This window comes from Pantoea sp. EKM101V, from assembly GCF_011800325.1.
GTDB classification, from domain to species: domain Bacteria; phylum Pseudomonadota; class Gammaproteobacteria; order Enterobacterales; family Enterobacteriaceae; genus Pantoea; species Pantoea anthophila.
Genome location: NZ_JAALFP010000007.1, coordinates 135,201 through 150,655 on the forward strand (window position 1 = coordinate 135,201; position 15,455 = coordinate 150,655).

The 15,455-nt window shown below is 59.0% G+C and carries 14 protein-coding genes; 10 read left to right on the top strand and 4 right to left on the bottom strand.

Annotation, left to right across the window (positions count from 1 at the left end; genetic code table 11):
* Both HFD92_RS12970 and ugpQ read left to right on the top strand, forming a co-directional pair.
* A complete protein-coding gene (locus tag HFD92_RS12970; RefSeq protein WP_167429067.1) occupies nucleotides 1–1,074 on the top strand; it encodes a sn-glycerol-3-phosphate import ATP-binding protein UgpC in 1,074 nt (357 codons plus the stop codon).
* Complete coding sequence (gene ugpQ, locus HFD92_RS12975; RefSeq protein WP_058956966.1) at nucleotides 1,071–1,814, top strand: glycerophosphodiester phosphodiesterase; 744 nt, start codon at nucleotides 1,071–1,073, stop codon at nucleotides 1,812–1,814. Before HFD92_RS12970 ends, ugpQ begins: the two co-directional genes overlap by 4 nt.
* On the opposite strand, the gene HFD92_RS12980 is transcribed toward ugpQ, so the two are convergent.
* Nucleotides 1,811–2,098, bottom strand: coding sequence for a DUF2756 domain-containing protein (locus HFD92_RS12980; RefSeq protein ID WP_009087771.1), 288 nt, complete (start codon nucleotides 2,096–2,098; stop codon nucleotides 1,811–1,813). The two genes, ugpQ and HFD92_RS12980, sit on opposite strands and share 4 nt — an antisense overlap.
* Nucleotides 2,099–2,304: 206 nt before the next feature.
* Here HFD92_RS12980 and ggt point away from each other — a divergent pair, with 206 nt between their 5' ends.
* Complete coding sequence (gene ggt / locus HFD92_RS12985) at nucleotides 2,305–4,056, top strand: gamma-glutamyltransferase (protein WP_033736081.1); 1,752 nt, start codon at nucleotides 2,305–2,307, stop codon at nucleotides 4,054–4,056.
* A gap of 237 nt (nucleotides 4,057–4,293) precedes the next feature.
* Here ggt and HFD92_RS12990 read toward each other — a convergent pair whose 3' ends face one another.
* Entirely contained in the window at nucleotides 4,294–4,788 is a 495-nt protein-coding gene (locus tag HFD92_RS12990) for a GNAT family N-acetyltransferase (protein ID WP_009087767.1), read from the bottom strand.
* A 350-nt stretch (nucleotides 4,789–5,138) separates the two neighbouring features.
* Between HFD92_RS12990 and HFD92_RS12995 the strand changes: the two genes are divergently transcribed.
* From HFD92_RS12995 to gntU, 4 genes are all read left to right on the top strand, one after another.
* Nucleotides 5,139–5,834, top strand: a complete 696-nt coding sequence (locus tag HFD92_RS12995; protein WP_009087765.1) for a pirin family protein — start codon at nucleotides 5,139–5,141, stop codon at nucleotides 5,832–5,834.
* Nucleotides 5,835–5,937: 103 nt separating this feature from the next.
* Complete coding sequence (gene gntR, locus HFD92_RS13000) at nucleotides 5,938–6,933, top strand: gluconate operon transcriptional repressor GntR (RefSeq protein WP_167429068.1); 996 nt, start codon at nucleotides 5,938–5,940, stop codon at nucleotides 6,931–6,933.
* A 140-nt stretch (nucleotides 6,934–7,073) separates the two neighbouring features.
* On the top strand, nucleotides 7,074–7,610 hold the full coding sequence (gene gntK / locus HFD92_RS13005; RefSeq protein ID WP_009087761.1) for a gluconokinase: 537 nt from the start codon (nucleotides 7,074–7,076) through the stop codon (nucleotides 7,608–7,610).
* A gap of 2 nt (nucleotides 7,611–7,612) precedes the next feature.
* Nucleotides 7,613–8,956 carry a gluconate transporter gene (gntU, locus tag HFD92_RS13010; protein WP_009087758.1) on the top strand — a complete coding sequence of 448 codons (1,344 nt, stop codon included), beginning with the start codon at nucleotides 7,613–7,615 and terminating at the stop codon, nucleotides 8,954–8,956.
* A gap of 47 nt (nucleotides 8,957–9,003) precedes the next feature.
* Here gntU and HFD92_RS13015 read toward each other — a convergent pair whose 3' ends face one another.
* The gene (locus HFD92_RS13015) at nucleotides 9,004–9,597 is read right to left on the bottom strand and encodes a YhgN family NAAT transporter (protein WP_009087757.1); all 594 of its coding nucleotides are present in this window, start codon (nucleotides 9,595–9,597) and stop codon (nucleotides 9,004–9,006) included.
* Nucleotides 9,598–9,814: 217 nt separating this feature from the next.
* Here HFD92_RS13015 and asd point away from each other — a divergent pair, with 217 nt between their 5' ends.
* Nucleotides 9,815–10,924: an aspartate-semialdehyde dehydrogenase gene (asd, locus tag HFD92_RS13020; protein ID WP_009087755.1), complete on the top strand. Its 1,110-nt coding sequence runs from the start codon at nucleotides 9,815–9,817 to the stop codon at nucleotides 10,922–10,924.
* A gap of 101 nt (nucleotides 10,925–11,025) precedes the next feature.
* On the opposite strand, the gene HFD92_RS13025 is transcribed toward asd, so the two are convergent.
* The gene (locus HFD92_RS13025) at nucleotides 11,026–11,166 is read right to left on the bottom strand and encodes a hypothetical protein (protein WP_167429069.1); all 141 of its coding nucleotides are present in this window, start codon (nucleotides 11,164–11,166) and stop codon (nucleotides 11,026–11,028) included.
* 118 nt (nucleotides 11,167–11,284) lie between these two features.
* On the opposite strand from HFD92_RS13025, the gene glgB reads away from it, so the two are divergent.
* Together glgB and glgX are read left to right on the top strand one after the other, a co-directional pair.
* Nucleotides 11,285–13,468 carry a 1,4-alpha-glucan branching enzyme gene (glgB, locus tag HFD92_RS13030; protein ID WP_009087753.1) on the top strand — a complete coding sequence of 728 codons (2,184 nt, stop codon included), beginning with the start codon at nucleotides 11,285–11,287 and terminating at the stop codon, nucleotides 13,466–13,468.
* Entirely contained in the window at nucleotides 13,465–15,447 is a 1,983-nt protein-coding gene (gene glgX, locus HFD92_RS13035) for a glycogen debranching protein GlgX (protein ID WP_167429070.1), read from the top strand. The genes glgB and glgX overlap by 4 nt, the downstream gene beginning before the upstream one ends.
* The last annotated feature ends 8 nt before the right edge of the window (nucleotides 15,448–15,455 follow it).

Sequence of the window (15,455 nt, forward strand, 5' to 3'; positions counted from 1 at the left end):
ATGGCAGGCGTAACCCTTCAGGCAGTGACCAAATCCTATGACGGTAAAAATCAGATCATTCAGCCGCTGAACGTCACCATCCGCGACGGCGAATTTATGGTGATGGTCGGCCCTTCCGGCTGCGGAAAATCGACCCTGCTGCGCATGGTGGCCGGTCTGGAACGGGTCAGCTCCGGCGATATCTACATCGATAACCGGCGCGTCACCCAGGAGGAGCCGAAAGATCGCGGCATCGCGATGGTGTTCCAGAACTATGCGCTCTATCCCCACATGTCGGTAGAGGAGAACATGGCGTATGGCCTCAAAATTCGCGGCATGGGCAAAGAGCAGATTCGTCAGCGGGTGCTCGACGCGGCGCGCAGTCTGGAGCTGGATCATCTGCTGATGCGGCGGCCGCGGGAGCTCTCCGGCGGACAGCGTCAGCGCGTGGCGATGGGCCGCGCTATCGTGCGCGAACCGGCGGTCTTTCTGTTTGATGAGCCGCTGTCGAATCTCGACGCCCGTCTGCGGGTGCAGATGCGGCTGGAGTTGCAGCAGCTGCATCGCCGCCTGCAGACCACCAGCCTCTATGTGACGCACGACCAGGTTGAGGCGATGACGCTGGCGCAGCGGGTGATGGTCATGAATAAAGGGGTAGTCGAGCAGCTCGGCACCCCGGTGGAGATCTATGAGCGTCCCGCCAGCCAGTTCGTCGCCGCGTTTATCGGCGCTCCTGCCATGAACCTGCTGAAAGGGCAGTTCAGCAGCGACGGGTCGCGCTTTAATCTCGACGCCTCGCACGCGCTGCCGCTGAGCGAGAGCAGGGCGAAATGGGCTGGCCGGCCGGTGGTGCTGGGCATTCGGCCAGAGCATATCCGGCAAAGCAGCCGCGAGCAGGGCGGCATCCCGCTGCGGGTGGACACGCTGGAGATGCTGGGTGCCGATAATCTGGCCCATGGCCGCATCGGCGACACGCCGCTGGTGGTACGCTTAGCCCACAGTGAACGGCCGGAACCCGGCACGACGCTGTGGCTGCATCTGCCGTCAGATGCGTTACACTTCTTCGATTCAACCCATGGAAAGCGTCTGGAATGAGCACACAACACTGGCCCTATCCCCGCATCGTCGCTCACCGCGGCGGCGGTAAACTGGCACCGGAAAATACTCTGGCAGCCATCGACACTGGCGCGAAGTTTGGACATCAGATGATTGAATTTGATGTCAAACTCTCGGCCGATGCGCAGATTTTTCTGCTGCACGACGACACGCTGGATCGCACCAGTAACGGCTGGGGCGTGGCGGGTCAGCTGCCGTGGGAAAAGTTATCGCAGCTTGATGCGGGCGGCTGGTTTGGCAACGCCTTCTCGGGCGAAAAGCTGGCGCGGCTGGATGAGGTGGCGGCGCGCTGCCGTCAGCATCAGATGATGGCCAACATCGAAATCAAACCCACCACCGGCAGCGAGACCGAAACCGGCCGTGCTGTGGCGCAGGCCGCGGCGATGCTGTGGCAGGATCAGACCGCGCCGCTGCTCTCGTCGTTCTCTTTTGAGGCGCTGGAAGCCGCCATGCAGGCAGAGCCGCAGCTGCCGCGAGGGCTGCTGTCCCACAGCTGGGACCCGCAGTGGCGGGAAAAGACCACGGCGCTGGCGTGCGTCTCCATCCACCTCAACCATAAAGTGCTGACCGCAGAGCGGGTTGCAGAGCTGAAAAGCGCGGACCTGAAGATTCTGGTCTACACCGTGAACAGTCCGGATCGGGCGCGGGAGTTGCTGAAATGGGGCGTCGATGCCATCTGTACCGACGCGATCGACATCATCGGCCCCGACTTCGGTTAGTTCTGATTTGAATTCTGATTCTGCTGCCCCGGCTGCGTGGTGATTACCCGCTGCCGGGCGCTGTCGCGCTGTTCCTGCATTTTACGCTGCATATCCTGAGTCTGACGCTGCTGATCCTGGCGCAGCTTCAGCTGTTGCTGCTGCTGCTGGGTCTGCATCTGTGACTGCATCCGCTGCTGGCTGGGATTATAGCCCGGCCGGTTCGGGTCATTAGTGCTGTTCAGCGTGTTCGCCTGACTGGCGAAAGGCAGCAGGGCGGCTAAAACAATCATCCACTTTTTCATCACTCCTCCTTTCTGAACGCCTCAGGGTTATGGGTGCACAACGGCGCACACCGGCTTCTGGGTCGCAACCATAAGTTTACCCGATATCACAGACCTGACTTTCAGATGTATTCCTGATTTGACTTAACCCTGACACTTTTGCTGTATTTGTAAGCACTTGCAGAAATGATAAAAAAATGTAAATAACAACACGGGATGGTGACAGGATGAAAATGCAGCAAACGGTGCGTCAGCTTAGCTGGTCGCTGGTGATGAGTTTTACCGTCGTGGCGGGCGCTAATGCCGCGCCGACGCAGGCGCCGCCCGTCTCTTATGGCGTGGACAGTGACACGTTTCACCCGGTCAAAGCGCAGCACGGCATGGTGGCGTCGGTAGACGCGATGGCGACCCAGGTCGGCGTAGAGATTCTGCGTCAGGGCGGTAATGCCGTAGATGCCGCCGTCGCCGTGGGTTTTGCGCTGGCGGTCACCCATCCGCAGGCGGGCAACCTTGGCGGAGGCGGCTTTATGCTGCTGCGCACCGCCTCGGGCCGTGCCACCGCCATCGATTTCCGTGAAATGGCACCGGGACGGGCATCGCGCGATATGTTTCTGGATAAGCAGGGCAATGCCGACAGCAAGCTGTCGCTGACCTCACATCTCGCGTCCGGCACCCCCGGCACCGTAGCGGGTCTGGCGCTGGCCGCACACAAATATGGCACTCTGCCGCTGAGCACCCTGCTGGCTCCGGCCATCCGGCTGGCGCGGGACGGCATTCCGGTTAACGATGCGCTGGCCGATGACCTGAAAACCTACGGCAAAGAGGTGCTGATCACCCATCCCAACAGCAAGGCGATCTTCTACAAGCCAGACGGCACACCGTGGCAGAAGGGCGATCGGCTGGTGCAGAAAAATCTCGCTCACAGCCTGCAACTGATTGCCCGTCAGGGGCCGGATGCCTTTTATAAAGGCGAAATTGCGGATGAGATCGCCGGAGAGATGGCACAGCACGGCGGGCTGATCACCAAAGCGGACCTGGCGGCCTATCGTGCCGTCGAGCGCAAGCCGATTAGCGGCACTTACCGTGGCTATGAGGTCTTCTCCATGCCACCGCCGTCATCCGGGGGCATTCACATCGTGCAGATCCTCAATATTCTGGAGAATTTCGATCTGGCGAAGATGGGCTTTGGCAGTGCGGATGCCATGCAGGTGATGGCGGAAGCGGAAAAATATGCCTATGCCGACCGCTCAGAGTATCTCGGCGATCCCGATTTCGTGAAGGTGCCGTGGCAGGCGCTGACCAGTAAAGCGTACGCTAAGACGCTGGCGCAGCAGATCGATGTGGCGAAAGCGCGCCCCTCCAGCGAGATCAAGCCGGGTAAACTCGACCCTTATGAAAGCAACCAGACCACCCACTTCTCGGTGGTGGATAAGCAGGGGAATGCGGTTGCGGTGACCTATACGCTGAACACCTATTTCGGCAGCGGCATTGTGGCAGGCAAGAGCGGCATTCTGATGAACAACGAGATGGATGATTTCTCTGCTAAACCCGGAACGCCTAATGTCTATGGGCTGGTGGGCGGTGAAGCGAATGCCGTGCAGCCAGCGAAACGCCCGCTGTCGTCGATGTCGCCGACTATCGTGGCCAAAGGGGGCAAAACCTGGCTGGTGACCGGCAGCCCGGGCGGCAGCCGCATTATCACCACCGTGCTGCAGATGGTGGTTAACAGCATCGATTTTGGCATGAACGTGGCGGAAGCGACTAACGCACCGCGGTTCCACCATCAGTGGCTGCCGGATCAGTTGCGGGTAGAGAAGGGCTTCAGTCCGGACACACTGCGTCTGCTGGAAGCCAGAGGTCAGCATGTGAAGGTGCTGCCTGCGATGGGCAGTACCCAGAGCATCATGATTGGGCCGGATGGCATGCTGTATGGCGCGTCTGACCCGCGCAGCATCGATGATTTAAGTGCGGGTTACTGATACAAACCTGACCCCGGTGAATCTGACAGCAATAAATAAGCTTAACGCGCAGGGAACGGGGTCAGAAGAGGAAAGCGTCCCGCGCCAGGACGGCGCGGGCCGAGCGTGTCATGGATGACGGCTTTTGCGTCTTTCCGATCTGATCCCGTTTCCTGTGCAGGCGCTGACTGACAGCGAAACGTGCCAGGGTTTTCAGCACAAAGGGCACCAGCAGGTGCCCTTTTTCATCATCACAGGTCAGGGTTTAATCCGCGCCATATAGTACGTATCGATGAGTTCACCGTCCCGTATAGCGAACCCACGCGCCGTTCCCTCAATCTCAAAACCAAATCGCTGATAAAGGGCGATGGCCGGCGCGTTGTCGACGAACACCGTCAACTCCATTCGGCTCACCTGAAGCCAGTTATCGCACATGGCGACCATTTCACGCATCAGTGCGCTGCCGACGCCCCGCTGCCGGTAACGCGCATCCACCCCCATTCCCAGTGAAGCGGCGTGACGGCGTCTGGGGCGCTCTTCCACCTTTAACGCGCTTTGCCCGACAACCTCATCATCAATGCAGGCAGCCAGCAGGTATGAATGGGGCTGAGGCGTGGCGAGGCGGGTATGCCACCCCTGCAGGGATGAATGGGGCAGGTGGAGGGTGCCGGCCTGAGTATCGGGCTGGCTATAAATGCGGTGCAGTGCAGCGGCATCTTCGGGTATAACGTGCCGGACAACGATTTCACTCATGGTCGCTCCTTTCGCCGTTAAAAACCTTTTAAACATCAAGGTATTCAATTCGTTAATCAAGTGAAAAAGTGCGAAAACCGCTTTACAGACGCGAATGATAATGATTATTATTGTCATGCGTTCCCGGGAGGTCGCCCGACAGCCTGAGAAAGCACGACATTGCTCACATTGCTTCCAGTATTATTTAGCCAGCCAGGGCGCTGGCTTTTTTTTTGCCCGCTCTCCTTCAGCCTTTTTCAGCCACTGCGCAACCCTTGTTCAACTATTTTGAACAGAGGAGTGAAGTTTTTCAGCTATCAATCAGATCGTCTCAGGCACAGACTATGAAAAAACATTGAGGAGATCTGAAAATGATTTATGTACGCAAAGCTGAAGAACGCGGTCACGCAAACCACGGCTGGCTCGATAGCTGGCACACCTTCTCATTCGCCAACTATTACGACGCGAACTTCATGGGCTTCTCCGCGCTGCGGGTAATTAATGAAGACGTGATCGACGGCGGTCAGGGGTTTGGTACCCACCCGCATAAAGATATGGAAATCCTGACCTACGTGCTCTCCGGTACGGTTGAGCATCAGGACAGCATGGGCAACAAAGAGCAGATCCCGGCAGGGGAGTTCCAGATTATGAGCGCCGGTACTGGCGTGCGTCACTCGGAGTACAACGCCAGCGAAAGCGAACCGTTGCACCTCTATCAGATCTGGATCATTCCTGAGCGTACCGGCATTGAGCCGCGCTACGATCAGCGCCGCTTCCCGGATGTGCAGGGACGTCAGCTGGTGCTCAGCCCGGATGCCCGTGAAGGATCGCTGAAAGTCTATCAGGACATGACTCTGTCGCGCTGGGTACTGGGTGCCGGTGAACAGGATAACGTGGCGATTGAACCCGGTCGTCGCATCTGGATCCAGGTCGTCAAAGGCAACGTGAGCGTAAACGGTAACGCGGTGACTACCAGCGATGCCCTCGCCATCTGGGATGAAAGCGCGCTTACGCTGGAAGCCAGCACGGCTGCAGAAGTTCTGCTGTTTGATCTGCCACCGGTCTGAGAAAACTGACGGGCGCACCCCGGTGCGCCCCGCTGGCAATTTTGTGACAGAAAAGTGATAGACTCATCGTACTTTAGCTTTCAGGGCGATCCCAGGCGCTACGATGAAGAAGAAAAGACCGGTATTACAGGACGTTGCCGATCGCGTCGGCATTACCAAGATGACCGTCAGCCGCTACCTGCGCAATCCTGAGCAGGTTTCTGTTGCCCTGCGGGATAAGATCGCGGTGGCACTGGATGAGCTGGGTTATATCCCTAATCGCGCCCCCGATATGCTCTCGAACGCCACCAGCCGTGCGATTGGCGTGCTGCTGCCGTCACTGACCAACCAGGTCTTTGCTGACGTTCTGCGCGGCATTGAAGCCGTCACGGATGAAGCGAACTACCAGACGCTCGTCGCCCACTTTGGCTACAACCCACAGAAAGAGGAGCTGCAACTGCGCTCGCTGCTGGGCTGGAACATTGATGGGGTGATCCTCACCGAACGCACCCATACCCCGGGCACGCTGCGCATGCTGGAAGTGGCGGGCATCCCGGTCATCGAGATGATGGACAGCGTTACGCCCTGCCTGGATATGGCGGTCGGCTTTGATAACGTCGAAGCGGCCCGGCAGATGACCCAGGCGATCCTCGGCAAAGGACATCGTCACACCGTTTATCTTGGCGCACGCCTGGATGAGCGTACCCTGCAGAAGCAGCGTGGTTACGAAATCGCGATGCGCGAAGCCGGGCTGACGCCGCGCAGCGTCATGATGGAAGATGCCTCTTCATTCAGTGCCGGTGGCGATCTGCTGCGTGAGGCGCAGCGTCTCTATCCTGAAACCGACAGCCTCTTCTGTACCAACGACGACCTGGCGGTCGGCGCGATGTTTGAGTGCCAGCGGCAGGGATTGCGGGTGCCCGATCAGATGGCGATTGCCGGTTTCCACGGCCATGATATCAGTCAGGTGGTAACGCCTCAGCTGGCTACGGTACTGACACCACGCGATCGCATCGGGCGCGAAGCCGCAGCGCTGCTGCTGGCACGCATCGCCGGGGAAAGCCGCGAAACGCGCATGCTGGACACCGGTTTTGAGATCAGTGAAGGCGGCAGCATCTGATTGTGACGTTTTTATGAGTCAGCTCACACTTTGATGCTTTTCCGGGTAAAAAGGTTGCCACGCTGTTAAGCGGCCAGGAGAATGAGAAACGACATTGTTATCGGTAACATTGGCAAATTCTCACCTGCCGGAGCAGAAAAATGACAACGCAATCCCCGTCGCATCACGTTTTTATCCTGATGGGCGTTTCAGGCAGCGGAAAGTCTGCCGTCGCCAATCAGGTCTCTCACCAGCTGAATACAGCCTTTCTTGACGGCGATTTTCTCCACCCCCGTGCCAACATTCTGAAGATGGCCGATGGTCACCCGCTGGATGACAACGATCGTCAGCCGTGGTTACAGGCCCTGAACGATGCCGCTTTTGCCATGCAGCGCACCCAGGCGATCTCTATCATTGTCTGTTCGGCCCTGAAGAAGCGTTATCGCGACATTCTGCGTCAGGGAAATGACAACCTGCGTTTCATCTACCTGAAAGGGGACTTCGACACCATTGAAGCCCGCCTGAAAGCGCGCAAAGGGCACTTCTTCAAGCCGCAGATGCTGGTGACGCAGTTTGCAACGCTGGAAGCGCCAGGCAGCGACGAGCCGGATGTATTGGAAGTGGATATCACGCATTCACTGGATGAGGTTGTGGCGGCTACGGTTGCGACTATCCGGGACGCTATCAGCCAGGGTTAGAGATGAATACCGCAACACTCGTTTTGACCGCAGCAGGCTCCGTCCTGCTGCTGCTTTTTCTGGTGATGAAGGCGCGTATGCACGCCTTTGTCGCACTCATGTTAGTGTCAATCGGTGCCGGACTGTTCTCCGGCATGCCTCTGGATAAGATTGCGGACACCATGCAGAAGGGGATGGGCGGCACGCTCGGCTTCCTCGCTATCGTGGTGGCGCTGGGCGCGATGTTCGGCAAAATCCTGCATGAAACCGGGGCCGTGGATCAGATTGCTATCCGGATGCTGAAAACCTTTGGTCAGAGCCGTGCCCACTACGCCATGGGGATTGCCGGTCTGATCTGCGCGCTGCCGCTCTTCTTTGAGGTGGCTGTCGTGCTGTTGATCAGCATCGCTTTTGCCGTGGCGCGGCGAACCGGGGGCAATCTGGTGAAGCTGGTTATCCCGCTCTTTGCCGGGGTGGCCGCCGCCGCTGCGTTTCTGCTGCCGGGGCCGGCTCCGATGCTGCTGGCTTCACAGATGCACGCTGACTTTGGCTGGATGATCCTGCTGGGGCTGTGTGCGGCGATCCCCGGGATGCTGATTGCCGGGCCGCTGTTTGGCAATTTCATTGCGAAGCACGTCTCCTTCAGCGCCCCGCCGGAAGATCATCAGCCGGATGTCGATGAGAACCAGCTGCCCTCATTTGGCTTCAGCCTCTCTCTGATCCTGTTTCCGCTGGTGCTGGTCGGCCTGAAAACCATTGGCGCCCGCTTCACCACCGAAGGGACCTCGCTGTATGCGTGGCTGGAATTTATCGGCCATCCTTTCACCGCGATCCTGCTGGCGCTGCTGGTGGCGATTTATGGTCTGGCTTATCGTCAGGGCATGGATAAAGAGCGGGTGATGCAGGTGTGCGGCAGCGCGCTGCAACCGGCGGGGATTATCCTGCTGGTGATTGGCGCGGGCGGCGTGTTCAAGCAGGTGCTGGTGGACTCCGGTGTGGGTCCGGTGCTGGGTAACGCGCTGACCGGCGCGGGCCTGCCGATTGCGCTGGCCTGCTTTATCCTGTCAGGTGCGGTACGGGTCATTCAGGGGTCGGCAACGGTCGCCTGTCTGACCACGGTCGGGTTGATCATGCCGGTGATTGAACCGCTGCACTATAGCGGCGCGCAGCTGGCGGCGCTCTCGATCTGTATCGGCGGCGGCTCCATCATCATCAGTCATGTGAACGATGCCGGTTTCTGGCTGTTTGGCCGCTTTACCGGGGCCAGCGAAGCGGAAACGCTGAAGACATGGACGCTGATGGAGACGATTCTCGGCACGACCGGGGCTATCGTCGGTATGATTGCTTTCGCACTGCTCTCGTCATAGGTTGAACACTGCGCTTCCCTGATCAGCAGGGCGGCGCAGTGCCTCTTCTACAACTTCAGATACGCACGGATGCCGTCCAGGAACATCTGGGTCGCCAGCATAATCAGTATCAACCCCATCAGACGCTCCAGCGCGTTGACCCCTTTATCACCCAGCAGACGCAGGAACAGACCTGACATCAGCAGAATGCCGACCGTCACGCCCCAGGCGATCAACAGCGCGCCCACCAGATGGGACATCTGATGTGGATACTGATGCGACAGCAGCATCAGCGTCGCCAGCAGCGACGGCCCGGCGACCAGCGGAATCGCCAGCGGCACCAGGAACGGTTCTTCCCCTGCCGGTAAACCAGAGCTGCTGCTCTCGGCCGACGGGAAAATCATCTTTATGGCGATAAGAAACAGGATGACGCCGCCGGAAATCGACACCGTCTCGGTGCGCAGATTTAAAAAGGCCAGAATGCGCTCGCCGGTAAACAGAAACAGCAGCATGATAATCAGGGCGATCAGCATTTCGCGGATCAGCACCACCCGCCGCCGTTTCGGCTCCAGATGCTTTAAAACCGACATAAAAATCGGCAGATTGCCCAGCGGATCCATAATTAACAACAATAATATTGTCGCCGAAATCATTTCAGTCATTGGTTTAACGCCATCCCGTCCGCCAGAAAGCGGAGTTATTAGTTACGCTGCTGAAAAAGTTAGCGTAATCGAATTAATTCACTTGCCACCAGGCCTGCATTTTGTAGAGTGAGCAGACAGAGGTAAATCCTATTATTACGCAGAGCGGCGTGAACATAGCACGCCGCTCTCTCCACTGAAATGAAAGCAGGTGAAATCTGCCTGAGACGGACACGACATGAAGAATGTAGGTTTTGTTGGTTGGCGCGGTATGGTCGGCTCAGTGCTGATGTCCCGCATGAGCGAAGAGCGCGATTTTGATGCAATCAATCCGGTCTTCTTCTCGACGTCGCAGCATGGTCAGGCGGCTCCGTCGTTTGCGGGCAAGCAGCAGGGCGCACTGCAGGATGCCTTTGATCTTGAGGCGCTGCGTGCGCTGGACATCATTATCACCTGTCAGGGCGGCGACTACACCAGCGATGTCTATCCTAAGCTGCGCGCCAGCGGCTGGCAGGGCTACTGGATCGATGCGGCCTCGACGCTGCGCATGCAGGACGATGCCATCATCATCCTCGATCCGGTCAACCACGCGGTGATCCGTCAGGGCATCGATCAGGGCATCAAAACCTTTGTCGGTGGTAACTGCACCGTCAGCCTGATGCTGATGTCGCTGGGCGGCCTGTTCGCGCAGGACCTGGTGGAGTGGGCCTCTGTCGCCACCTATCAGGCGGCGTCAGGCGGCGGCGCGCGCCACATGCGTGAACTGCTGACTCAGATGGGCATGCTGCACGACCACGTTGCGCCTGCGCTGCAGAATCCGGCCTCAGCAATTCTCGACATCGAGCGCAGCGTGACCGACTTCACCCGTTCCGGCACCCTGCCGACCGATAACTTCGGCGTGCCGCTGGCGGGCAGTCTGATTCCGTGGATCGACAAACAGCTGGAGAATGGCCAGAGCCGCGAAGAGTGGAAAGGCCAGGCGGAGACCAACAAGATCCTCGCGACCCGCAACGTCATTCCGGTTGATGGCTTGTGCGTGCGAGTGGGTGCGCTGCGCTGTCACAGCCAGGCGTTTACCCTGAAGCTGAAACGCGATCTGCCGCTGTCTGAAATTGAACAGCTGCTGGCCTCTCATAACGAGTGGGTGAAAGTGGTGCCGAATGACCGCGAGCTGACGATGCGCGAACTGACCCCAGCGGCCGTGACCGGTACGCTGACCACGCCGGTTGGCCGTCTGCGCAAACTCAATATGGGGCCGGAGTATCTCTCCGCCTTCACGGTGGGCGACCAGCTGTTATGGGGCGCAGCCGAACCGCTGCGTCGCATGCTGCGGTTGTTAATCGACTAAGAAAAATATCGCCAAAGGCCGGATTTATCCGGCCTTTTTTTTGCTTTGCAGTACGTGAAACAACCTGCCGGTTCGCTTACTCAGTGATCAGCTTCCCCTTTTTAGCGGTCGGCAAAGAATATTTTGCTTTCAGCCATGGCAACTGCTGCGACCAAGCTATGATTTAACCATGATGTGCCACAGGTTTCGCTTTTGCTTTCCGGATTAAATGGTTGTGGTACACGGCAAAACACTTTTTCCATGGAATGGCCTGACACTATTTTGCCGTCGTACGTATGGCTCAATGAAGAGCAGCGCAGATGACGCGCGACAGGCCGTGTCGCGAGCATCTCGGCTGCCAGTTATCACAGGAAGAAAGTCATGTCAGAGCTTCCCGATCGCGAGGCGATCAATGCCCTGTTTGCGGGTAATTATGCCGATCCTTTTTCGTTACTAGGGATGCACCGAACGCCACAAGGCCTTGAAGTCAGGGCGTTGCTCCCCGAAGCGCTTGAGGTGTGGGTCATTGAGACCTCTACCGGGCGCAAGCTGGCTCAACTGGCGTGTGAAGACGCACGCGGCTTCTTCAGCGGCGTGATCCCCCGCCGCAAAAATCCGTTCCGCTATCAGCTGGCGGTGAACTGGCACGGCCAGCAAAACCTGGTCGACGATGCCTATCGCTTTGGCCCGCTGCTGCAGGAGATGGATCTGTGGCTGCTGGCGGAAGGCACCCACCTGCGTCCGTACGAAACCCTGGGCGCGCATGGTGATGTGATTGATGGCGTGACCGGCACCCGCTTCTGCGTCTGGGCGCCCAACGCCCGTCGTGTTTCTGTCGTCGGCGATTTCAACTTCTGGGATGGCCGCCGTCACCCGATGCGTCTGCGCCAGGAGCTGGGCATCTGGGAGCTGTTTGTGCCGGGTGCGGTCAACGGTCAGCTCTACAAATATGAAATCATCGACGCGAATGGCGATCTGCGTATCAAAGCGGACCCTTACGCCTTCGAAGCGCAGATGCGCCCGGAGAGCGCGTCGATGATCTGCGGCCTGCCTGCGCCCGTTGAGATGAAAGCGGAGCGCAAGGCCGCCAACGGTTTCGATGCGCCGATCTCCATCTATGAAGTGCATCTGGGCTCCTGGCGTCGTCATACCGACAACAATTTCTGGCTGAGCTACAAAGAGCTGGCTGAACAGCTGGTGCCCTACGTCAAAGAGATGGGCTTTACCCATATCGAACTGCTGCCGATTAACGAACATCCGTTTGACGGCAGCTGGGGCTATCAGCCGCTGGGCATGTATGCACCGACCCGCCGTTTCGGAACCCGTGACGACTTCCGCGCCTTTATCGACAGCGCCCATGCTGCCGGCCTCAACGTCCTGCTCGACTGGGTACCGGGTCACTTCCCCAACGATGACTTCGGGCTGGCGCGCTTTGACGGCACCGAGCTCTATGAGCACAGCGATCCGCGAGAAGGCTACCATCAGGACTGGAACACCCTGATCTACAACTTTGGCCGCCGGGAAGTGAGTAACTACCTGTCGGGCAATGCGCTCTACTGGACAGAACGCTTTGGCATCGATGGCCTGCGCGTGGATGCCGTCGCCTCCATGATCTACCGCGACTACAGCCGCGTCGAAGGGCAGTGGGTGCCGAATCAGTATGGTGGCCGCGAGAACCTTGAGGCGATTGAGTTCCTGCAACACACTAACCGCACGCTCGGTACCGTGGCGTCCGGCGCGGTCACGATGGCGGAAGAGTCGACGGACTACCCTGGCGTAACGCGTCCGACAGAGGGTGGCGGGCTGGGCTTCTGGTTCAAATGGAACCTGGGCTGGATGCACGACACGCTCGACTACATGCAGGTCGATCCTATCTACCGCAAGCATCATCACAACCTGATGAGCTTCGGCATGATGTACAACTACACCGAAAACTTTGTGCTGCCGCTGTCGCACGACGAAGTGGTGCACGGCAAGCGCTCCATTCTCGACCGCATGCCGGGCGATGCCTGGCAGAAGTTCGCCAATCTGCGCGCCTATTACGGCTGGATGTGGGGCTTCCCCGGCAAGAAACTGCTGTTTATGGGCAACGAGTTTGCTCAGGGCCGCGAGTGGAACCACGATGTCAGCCTGGACTGGCATCTGCTGGAAGGCGGCGATAACTGGCATCACGGCGTGCAGCGTCTGGTGCGCGATCTCAACCACACCTATCAGTACTACACGCCGCTGCATCAGCTCGACTTCGATCCGGCAGGTTTTGAGTGGCTGGTGGTCAACGATGCGGAACATTCGGTCTTCGCGTTTGTACGTCGTGACCGCGAAGGTAACGAAATCATCGTCGTCAGTAACTTTACGCCGGTGCCGCGTCCGGGCTACCGCTTTGGGGTCAATCAGCCTGGCACCTGGCGCGAAGTGCTGAACACCGACCAGCATGAGTATCACGGCAGTGATGTGCGCAATCACCGGGTGCATACCGATGAGCAGGAGAGTCACGGACGACCGCAGTCGCTGAGCCTCAATCTGCCACCGCTGGCAACGGTATGGCTGGTGCGGGAGGGGGAATGACCATTACTGCCGGGGATCCCGAACCGCTGGGTGCCAGTTACGATGGTAAAGGCGTCAATTTCACCCTGTTTTCTCAGCATGCCGGGCGCGTCGAGCTCTGCCTGTTTGATGACGAGGGGCGTGAACAGCGTCTTGATCTGCCTGGCCGCAGCGGGGATATCTGGCATGGTTATGTTCCGGCGCTGAAGCCGGGGCAGCGTTACGGCTACCGGGTGCATGGCCCCTGGGCGCCGCAGCAGGGACACCGCTTTAATCCGGCGAAGCTGCTGGTCGATCCCTGCGCCCGCGCGGTTGAGGGTGACGTCCCGGATGACCCGCTGTTTCAGGGCGGCGAGGCGCAGCCCGATCCGCATGACAACGCGGCCATCGCGCCGAAGTCACGGGTGGTGGCGGAAGATTTCGACTGGCAGGACGATGTCGCCCCGCGCACGCCGTGGGGTAACACGGTGATTTACGAAGCGCACGTTCGCGGGCTGACGAAGCAGCATCCGGAAATTCCGGAAACGCTGCGCGGGACTTACGCGGCGCTGGGTCATCCTGTTATGGTGAACTACCTGCGCGATCTCGGCATTACAGCGCTGGAGCTACTGCCGGTGGTCCATTTTGCCAGCGAGCCGCGCCTGCTTCAGCTCGGCCTGAGTAACTACTGGGGCTACAACCCCTTTGCGCTCTGGGCGGTCGATCCGCGTTACGCCTCTGGTCAGCCAGGCGTCACGCCGCTGCAGGAGTTTCAGCAGGCGGTAAAAAACCTGCACGCCGCCGGTATCGAAGTGCTGCTGGATGTGGTGTTCAACCACACCGCCGAACTGGATGAGATCGGCCCGACGATCTCGATGCGCGGCATCGACAACGCCAGCTACTACTGGCTGGATGAGCAGGGCGGCTATCAGAACTGGACCGGCTGCGGCAACACGCTGAATATCCACCATCCGCAGGTGATGGCGTGGACCTTAGAGGCGCTGCGCTACTGGGTGCGGGTCTGTCACGTTGATGGCTTCCGCTTTGACCTTGCGCCGGTGCTGGGCCGCACACCCGATTACCGGCGTGATGCCCCTTTTTTCGATGCAATACGCGCCTGTCCGCTGCTCTCTCAGGTCAAGCTCATTGCGGAACCCTGGGATATCGGCCCTGACGGCTATCAGGTTGGCCGTTTTCCGCCACCCTTTGCCGAATGGAACGATCAGTTTCGCGACACCGCGCGCCGTTACTGGCTGCATGGCGCACTCAGCAACGGTGAGTTTGTCCGTCGCTTTGCCGCCTCCAGCGATCTCTACCAGCACGACGACCGGCCGCCCCACGCCACGGTTAACCTGATCACCGCGCATGACGGCTTTACGCTGTGGGACGTGGTGAGCTTCGAACGCAAACACAACGAAGCCAACGGGGAAGATAACCGCGACGGTCACGGTGATAACTACAGCCACAATCACGGCAAAGAGGGGCTGAACGTCAGTTTTGACGTCACGGAACGTCGCCGCCGCAGCGTGCGGGCACTGCTCACCACGCTGCTGCTGTCACAGGGCACGCCGATGCTGCTGGCGGGCGATGAGCGCGGCCACACGCAGCGCGGCAATAATAATGCTTACTGTCAGGACAACGCCCTCAGCTGGCTTGACTGGCAGGCGGATGAGAAGGGATTGGTGGGATTCACCGCCGCACTGATTCGTCTGCGCCAGCGCATTCCGGCGCTGACCGCGGATCGCTGGTGGCAGGAGGGTGATGGCAATGTGCAGTGGCTCAATGCCGGTGGCCAGCCACTGCAGCACGATGAATGGGCACAGGGGCTGCACAGATTGCAGATCCTGCTGTCTGGCCGCTGGTTAATAACAATAAACGCCACGGATACGGTGAATGACATCGTGTTACCAGACGGAGAATGGCGTGCCCTTCCTCCTTTCGCCGGGGACGACAACCCCATCCTGCTAACTGTCTGGCATGGTCCCGCACACGGGGTGTGCGTGTTCCAAAAGCAATCATAAGGAGTCAG